Source organism: Stenotrophomonas sp. 05L414_2 (assembly GCF_056397905.1).
In genome coordinates this window covers 1-6,762 of record NZ_JBFTOJ010000198.1, presented here as the reverse complement: position 1 = coordinate 6,762, position 6,762 = coordinate 1, and the positions used below count along the sequence as shown (strand labels likewise).

Sequence of the window (6,762 nt, the reverse complement as noted above, 5' to 3'; positions counted from 1 at the left end):
GTTCATGTCCTTCGGCGACGTGGTGCGCATCGAGATGCTCGATGCCGCCGGCAACAGCATCTTCGGTGCGATCGAGCAGCGCATCGAACAGGCGGCCAAGCCCTGAGCATGGAGGCGGCGATGGAGATTCCGGTCGACGACGGCATCATGCTGTACACCTACTGGCGATCCAGCGCCGCCTACCGCGTGCGCATCGGCCTGGCCTTGAAAGGCCTGGCCTTCGAAGCACGACCGGTGCATCTGGTGCGCGAGGGCGGCGAGCAGCACCATGACGCCTATCGCGGGCTCAACCCGCAGCAGCTGGTGCCCACGCTGCTGCATGACGGCCACGTGCTGACCCAGTCGCTGGCGATCCTGGAGTATCTGGAAGAGCGGTTCCCGCAGGTGCCGCTGCTGCCGGCCGACGCCGCTGGCCGCGCACGGGTGCGGGCAGCGGCGCAGCTGGTAGCCTGCGACATCCACCCGATCAACAACCTGCGGGTGATGCAGTACCTCGAGCGCGATCTGCAGCTGCCCGCCGATGCACGCACGCAGTGGACCCTGCACTGGATGGCCGAGGGCTTCGCCGCGATGGAAACGATGCTGGCCGACAGTGCTGACACCGGTACGTTCTGCCACGGTGACCGTCCGGGTCTGGCCGACATCTGCCTGTTGCCGCAGCTGTACAACGCCCATCGCTTCGGCCTGGACCTGGCGGCATACCCCACACTGCGCCGCATTGAAGCGGCCTGCCAGCAGCTGGATGCCTTCATCGCTGCACGCCCCGAAAACCAGGTCGACGCCGCCTGACGTCCCGCTGTGCTCGCCGGGCATGGCCTGGCGCTACCGGTCTCCGGCGCGCGGTAGCGCCGGGCCATGCCCGGTGGGCGCGGAGTTGGCCGCCAGCAGTTGCTGCAGGTCGTCGCGGAACAGCCGGTAGGCGTCCTCGCGCCGCGTATCATCCTTCTGCCGCAGTACCCAGGCAGGATGCACGGTGGCGTATCCCCGGGTGCCATCCTCAAGCGTGAGCCAGCGGCCACGGTCGCGCGTCAGGTTGAAATCGCGACCGAATACGGACGAGGCCGCCGTGGCGCCGAGACAGACGATCACCTGCGGCTTCACCCGTGCGATCTCGCCCTGCAGCCACGGCCGGCAGGCATGCACATGGCGGCTCTCAGGGCGCTTATGCAGGCGCACCTTGCCTCGGCGCTCGTGATGGAAGTGCTTCACCGCGTTGGTCAGGTACAGGGCGCTGCGTTCGATGCCCAGCTCCTGCAGCGCACGGTCCAGCAGCTTGCCCGCCGGCCCGGCGAAGGGGCGACCACTCAGGTCCTCGACATCACCGGGCTGTTCGCCCACCAGCATGATGCGTGCATCGGCACGACCTTCACCGAACACGGTCTGGGTCGACGCTTCCCACAGCGGGCACTGCCGACAGACGGCGGCCTGCTGGCGCAACGCCTGCAGGCTGCCATTGTCCGCAGCGGCATCGGTTGCATCATTCGGCCGTGCGGGAATACGTCGCTGCGGTGCCTGTGCCGGTCGATCATGCATCTCCTGCACGCGGCCGGCTGCGTCGCGCACAAGGCCCGGCAACAGGTGCGCTTCGGGAAGATGCTTCCAGTAACGGGCGGGCATTTCCTGCTGCATCATCCGCGTGTTGAGCCGGGCCGGATTGAAGATGCTGGCGTAATAGGTCTGCCACAGCGTCTCACGGGCGTCTTCGGCGGGTGCATCGCGACGGCTGCCGCCATCACCGAACGAGAGCGCGCTGCCATCCCAGCGGACACTGCGCGCGGGGGTCAGGATCGCCCAGCGCATGCCGGCAAAACGGCGGGCGAAAAACGGCGCGACCCGGTCGACGATGTTGTGATCGGGCTCGAACCAGGCGATGAACGCGTCGGTCTCGCCGGGCACCTCCCGGAAGCGCACGAAGGCCTTCATCTTGTGCGTGTCGCGGCGCACCGCCTGCGCCAGCGCCATCAACCGCAGCACATCGGCGTCGGCCGGATTGGACAGCACCGTGCGTTCGCCATGCGCGATGCGCCACAGCAGGCGGTACAGCAGCGGCAGGCGCTGCGGATCGCGATGGCATAGGCAGGTAGCGGCCAGTTCGACAAAGTCGCGCGGCACGTTCGGGACGGTGGCGCCGTCGGGCAGTGGCGCCTGCTGCACCGCCGGCGCGTCCAGCAGCGACGCTTCGGTACCCGTGATCCAGTCCAGCTGTTCCGGCAGCACGCGGCGCAGCAAGGCCTCACGCGCCGCACCGCGCCAGGCATCCAGCGACCACGGCGGGTCTACGCGCAGCGACCAGCGCTGCAGCTCAGGCAGCGGGCGCGGCATCGAACAGCGAGCCCTGGCGGGGTGGTGGCGCCARCTTCGCGCGCAGCACCGCCGGATCATCCAGCGCACTGCGCGGATGGTGGTCGGCCAGCTGCACGAACGGCAGCAGTTTGCTCATCGGCGCCTTCAGTCGTGCAACGTCGGCCACCCGCAGGCGACCGTGGCGGCGTGCCATCAATACGCGCTTGACGTTGCGCACTCCCAGGCCTGGCACCCGCAGCAGCAGCTCCTTCGGCGCAAGGTTCAGGTCCACCGGGAAGCGTTCGGGATGGCGGATCGCCCAGGCCATCTTCGGATCGATGTCCAGATCCAGCATGCCACCCTGGGTGGTGTCGGTGATCTCCTCCACGCCRTAGCCGTAGAAGCGCAGCAGCCAGTCGGCCTGGTACAGCCGGTGCTCGCGCTGCAGCGGAGGCGGCTGCAGCGGCAGCTGGCGGCTCGCATCGGGAATCGGGCTGAAGGCGGAGTAGTACACCCGGCGCATGCGGTAGTTGCCGTAGAGGCTGTCGGCACTGGTCAGGATCTGCTGGTCGCTGGCACCGTCGGCGCCGACGATCATCTGCGTGCTCTGCCCGGCGGGTGCAAAGCGGGGAGGGCGAGGACGCGCGCCGCGGCTGGAAACCGGTGCGATCACTGCCGGCGCCTTGCGGGCCTCCTTGGCTTCTTCGATGCGCCAGCGCAGTTCGCCCATCGCGCCGCGGATCGATGTGCTGGTCTTTTCCGGTGCGAGGGTGGCCAGGCCCGCCTCGGTGGGCAGTTCGACATTGATCGACAGGCGATCGGCGTAACGACCCGCAGCGGCCAGAAGTTCTGGCGATGCCTCGGGGATCGTTTTCAGGTGGATGTACCCGGCGTATCGGTGCTCCTCGCGCAGTCGACGTGCCACCTCCACCATGCGCTCCATCGTGTAGTCCGCGTTGCGGATGATGCCGCTGGAAAGAAACAGCCCTTCGATGTAATTGCGCTTGTAGAAGTCCAGTGTGAGCGTGACCACCTCGTCCACGCTGAAACGCGCGCGCGGCACGTTGCTGGACACCCGGTTCACGCAATAGGCGCAGTCGTACACGCAGAAGTTGGTCAGCAGGATCTTCAGCAGCGACACGCAGCGGCCATCGGGCGTGTAGCTGTGGCAGATGCCCATGCCCTCGGTACTGCCGATGCCGCCGGAGGCGCGCGAATCGCGCTTGCCCGCACCACTGGAGGCGCAGGAGGCATCGTACTTGGCGGCATCTGCAAGGATGGCCAGCTTGCGTATGGTTTCCATTGAAGAAACCTACGCACGAGGGGTCTCATTGGATGAGACCGCCCCTTAACCCTTCRGGATTCCGCCGGGCATGGACCGGCTCTACCACCACGCGTCCGGTAGCGCCGGGCCATGCCCGGCGGGCGCGCCGTCAGAACCCGTGGGTAATGCTCGGCGCGCCGGCCGAGAAGTCCGCATACGGATCATGCTCGCCGCTGCCTCCTTCGGACAGGCGGAACTTCAGCGCCAGGCCATCGCGCGAGTCGGCCGCGCGCAGGGCTTCTTCCTGATCGATGGTGCCGTTCTTGGCCAACCGGAACAGGCACTGGTCGAAGCTCTCCATGCCTTCTTCCAGCGAAGYCTCCATCGCCGCCTTGATCTCGTGTACCTGGCCGCGACGCAGCAGGTCGCGGATCATCGGCGTGTTGATCAGTACTTCGGTGGCCGGCAGGCGGCGCCCCTCCTTGTTCTTCACCAGGCGCTGGCTGATCACCGCACGCAGGTTCAGCGCCAGGTTCATCAGCACGTTCTTGTGCGCGCTTTCCGGGAAGAAGTTGAGGATGCGCTCGATGGTCTGGTCGGCGTTGTTGGAGTGCAGGGTGGCCAGGCACAGGTGCCCGGTTTCGGCGAAGGCGATCGCCGCCTCCATCGTTTCGGCATCCAGGATCTCGCCGATCAGGATCACGTCCGGCGCTTCACGCATCGCGTTCTTCAGCGCATTGTGGAAGGCATGGGTATCGAGCCCGACCTCGCGCTGGTTGACGATGGACATCTTGTGCTTGTGCAGGTACTCGATCGGGTCCTCGATGGTGAGGATGTGACCGGTGGTGGTGCTGTTGCGATGGTCGATCATCGACGCCAGCGAGGTGGACTTGCCCGAGCCGGTGGACCCCACCACCAGCACCAGCCCACGCGGGGTCATGATGACGTCTTTCAGCACCTGCGGCAGGTTGAGCTCTTCGATGCTCGGAATCCGGCTGCGGATGGCGCGGATGACCATGCCCACTTCACCGCGCTGCTTGAACACGTTGACGCGGAAACGCCCGGCATCGGCCAGGGCGATGGCCATGTTGAGTTCCAGCTCGCGCTCGAACTGCGGCACCTGGCCCTCGTCCATCAGCGAGTAGGCGATCTTCTTCACCATTCCCGGCGGCAGGCCGGTATTGCCGAGCGGATACAGCTTGCCCTCGATCTTGATGTACACCGGCGCGCCGGTGGTCAAGAACATGTCCGAMGCGTTCTTTTCGGTCATCAGCTTCAGGAAGTAGCCGATATCCATTGCGAATTTTCCCCAACGAAACTGCCGGTRCCCGTTGCAAGCACGGTACCGGCTTGACGACAATGGCCGCGAACCGACAACCGGTACGGCCTCCCCAATGAAACGACTTAGCTTCGCACGAATGCGCCACAGCCTGTATGTGATGGCGTTTGCATTCGCACTCTCTGCTCCCGCCTGGGCGCAGGATGGCGCGTTGGAACTGGCCCAGGCCCGGCAGGCGGTGGACAAGGCCACCCAGGCCGACGCCGACCAGTACGCCCCGGACCTGATCGGGTTGGCCCGCCAGGGGCTGGAGCAGGCCCAGCGTGCCGCCGGCGACCGCCGCGAGCGCAAGAACGCACCGGCGCTGGCCCTGCGTGCCACCGTTGACGCCGATCTGGCCCGTGCCCGCAGCGAGGAAGCCACGGCGACCGCACAGCTGCAGCTGCGCCGCAACGAGGTCAACCAGCTGCAGCGCCAGTTGTCGACCGGGGAGGACCGCCGATGAAGACGATTTCCGCGCTGACCCTGGCTACGCTGCTGGCCCTGCCGACGCTGGCACTGGCCGCTGACAACCCGATGGTGGGCCAGCTGAGCCAGCGCCTGATGGCGATCCAGGCCAATCCGGACACCGCCGAACTGGGCGCCTTCGAGCGCATGCAGGCGCAGCAGGCCATCGCCACCCTGGAAAAGGCCAAGCGCCGTGACCAGGAGCTGGCCACCTACCTGGCCGAGCGCCGGGTCGAGATCGCCGAGACCGCCGTGCGGGCTGCGCTGGCCGCGCGCGAGGTCGACCGCCTGGAGCGCACCCGCGGCGACCTGCTGATCGAGGCCAGCCGCCGCGATGCCGCCCGCGCCCGCCAGGAGGCCGAACAGCTGCGCATGCAGGCGCAGATGCAGGCAGAAGAGGCCGAACGCCTGCGCCAGGCGGCCGAGGCCGAGACCCTGGCCCGCCAGGATGCCGAGAACGCCCTGACCAGCGTGGCCGGCAAGCAGCAGCAGCGCCTCAGCTCGGCCCAGCAGAACGCGGCCAAGCTGGCCCGTGAGGAAGCCGAGCTGGTGTCCGGGCAGAAACTGCCGGGCTCGAAGTTCGATGGCCGCGGCGAGGTCTTCACCTTTGCCGGTGACGCGTTTGCGGCCGGGGCCTCGAGCCTGTCCGGTGGCGCCCGCAACCAGGCCAAGGCCCTGGCCGAGTACGTGAACATCGGCAAGAAGGGCAGGATCCGCATCGAAGCCTATGACAGCGCCAATGGCGTCGGCCAGAAGCGCGCCGAGGCACTGCGCGACGCGCTGGTGTCGGCCGGTGTCGCCAGCAGCCGTATCCAGGTTGCTGGGAAGAAGGCCGCCTCCACCCGGGCCCGCTCGGCCGAGGTCGTCATCGCGCCGTAATTGATTGATATTGTTTGTTTTTCGTTGTGTTGAGTATTCAGCCTGAACCCCGCCTCGGCGGGGTTCGGTCTTTTTGCCGCAGGGGCTTGAACCCCGTCCAGAGCAAGCGTAGGGTCAATTGTCCGGGACGCAATAACGCGGACCGGACGATGGGAGGGCCGGGCCGATGCAAGCAGGGCGCGAACCGCAGCAGATCGAAGTGCGCAGGCCAGTGCCGCACGTCGTTGTGGGCACCCATGTGGGCATCGACCGGCACTCCTCCATGAACAACGCCCCGTGCCTTGCGGCCGGGGCGTTCGTGTATCTGTCGAAGGAGGTCCATCATGTTTGAAGATCAGCCCCAGAGCGAGATCGACGCCCGTCGCGCGCGCGATCCGGAGTTCCGGGCACTCCATGACCAGCACCGCAAGTTGAACAAGAAGTGCATGGATGCGGAGTTGGGTGTACTCCCGATCGATGATGTCACCCTGGGTCGAATGAAGCGCGAGAAGCTGCTGGCCAAGCAACGCCTTCTGCGAATGTACGAAACACCGCTCGCAACCTCGTCCCC

7 protein-coding genes and 1 pseudogene are annotated in these 6,762 nt (G+C 66.8%); 5 read left to right on the top strand and 3 right to left on the bottom strand.

From position 1 onward, the window contains the following. Both AC1DJN_RS19515 and maiA read left to right on the top strand, forming a co-directional pair. Positions 1-106 (top strand): annotated as a pseudogene (locus AC1DJN_RS19515) (fumarylacetoacetate hydrolase family protein); the annotation flags it as partial. A gap of 14 nt (positions 107-120) precedes the next feature. Then, positions 121-789 carry a maleylacetoacetate isomerase gene (gene maiA / locus AC1DJN_RS19510; RefSeq protein ID WP_032976415.1) on the top strand — a complete coding sequence of 223 codons (669 nt, stop codon included), beginning with the start codon at positions 121-123 and terminating at the stop codon, positions 787-789. 33 nt (positions 790-822) lie between these two features. On the opposite strand, the gene AC1DJN_RS19505 is transcribed toward maiA, so the two are convergent. The 3 genes from AC1DJN_RS19505 to AC1DJN_RS19495 all read right to left on the bottom strand — a co-directional run bounded on the left by AC1DJN_RS19505 (position 823) and on the right by AC1DJN_RS19495 (position 4,844). Then, complete coding sequence (locus AC1DJN_RS19505) at positions 823-2,322, bottom strand: UdgX family uracil-DNA binding protein (RefSeq protein ID WP_442251682.1); 1,500 nt, start codon at positions 2,320-2,322, stop codon at positions 823-825. Beyond that, positions 2,303-3,586: a putative DNA modification/repair radical SAM protein gene (locus AC1DJN_RS19500; protein ID WP_442251683.1), complete on the bottom strand. Its 1,284-nt coding sequence runs from the start codon at positions 3,584-3,586 to the stop codon at positions 2,303-2,305. Before AC1DJN_RS19500 ends, AC1DJN_RS19505 begins: the two co-directional genes overlap by 20 nt. A 130-nt stretch (positions 3,587-3,716) precedes the next feature. Continuing rightward, a complete protein-coding gene (locus tag AC1DJN_RS19495) occupies positions 3,717-4,844 on the bottom strand; it encodes a PilT/PilU family type 4a pilus ATPase (RefSeq protein WP_478039856.1) in 1,128 nt (375 codons plus the stop codon). Positions 4,845-4,965: 121 nt separating this feature from the next. Between AC1DJN_RS19495 and AC1DJN_RS19490 the strand changes: the two genes are divergently transcribed. The 3 genes from AC1DJN_RS19490 to AC1DJN_RS19480 form a co-directional block, all read left to right on the top strand. After that, the gene (locus AC1DJN_RS19490; RefSeq protein WP_025878451.1) at positions 4,966-5,331 is read left to right on the top strand and encodes a DUF4398 domain-containing protein; all 366 of its coding nucleotides are present in this window, start codon (positions 4,966-4,968) and stop codon (positions 5,329-5,331) included. Then, a complete protein-coding gene (locus tag AC1DJN_RS19485; protein WP_025878452.1) occupies positions 5,328-6,212 on the top strand; it encodes an OmpA family protein in 885 nt (294 codons plus the stop codon). The genes AC1DJN_RS19490 and AC1DJN_RS19485 overlap by 4 nt, the downstream gene beginning before the upstream one ends. Positions 6,213-6,535: 323 nt before the next feature. Beyond that, a partial coding sequence (locus tag AC1DJN_RS19480; RefSeq protein ID WP_478039854.1) for an HP1242/YdcH family protein occupies positions 6,536-6,762 on the top strand: 227 nt, incomplete at its 3' end.

Coding starts and splice junctions, on each gene's coding strand:
- maiA (WP_032976415.1), top strand. CDS start 121: ATGGAGATTCCGGTCGACGACGGCATCATGCTGTACACCTACTGGCGA.
- AC1DJN_RS19505 (WP_442251682.1), bottom strand. CDS start 2,322: ATGCCGCGCCCGCTGCCTGAGCTGCAGCGCTGGTCGCTGCGCGTAGAC.
- AC1DJN_RS19490 (WP_025878451.1), top strand. CDS start 4,966: ATGCGCCACAGCCTGTATGTGATGGCGTTTGCATTCGCACTCTCTGCT.
- AC1DJN_RS19485 (WP_025878452.1), top strand. CDS start 5,328: ATGAAGACGATTTCCGCGCTGACCCTGGCTACGCTGCTGGCCCTGCCG.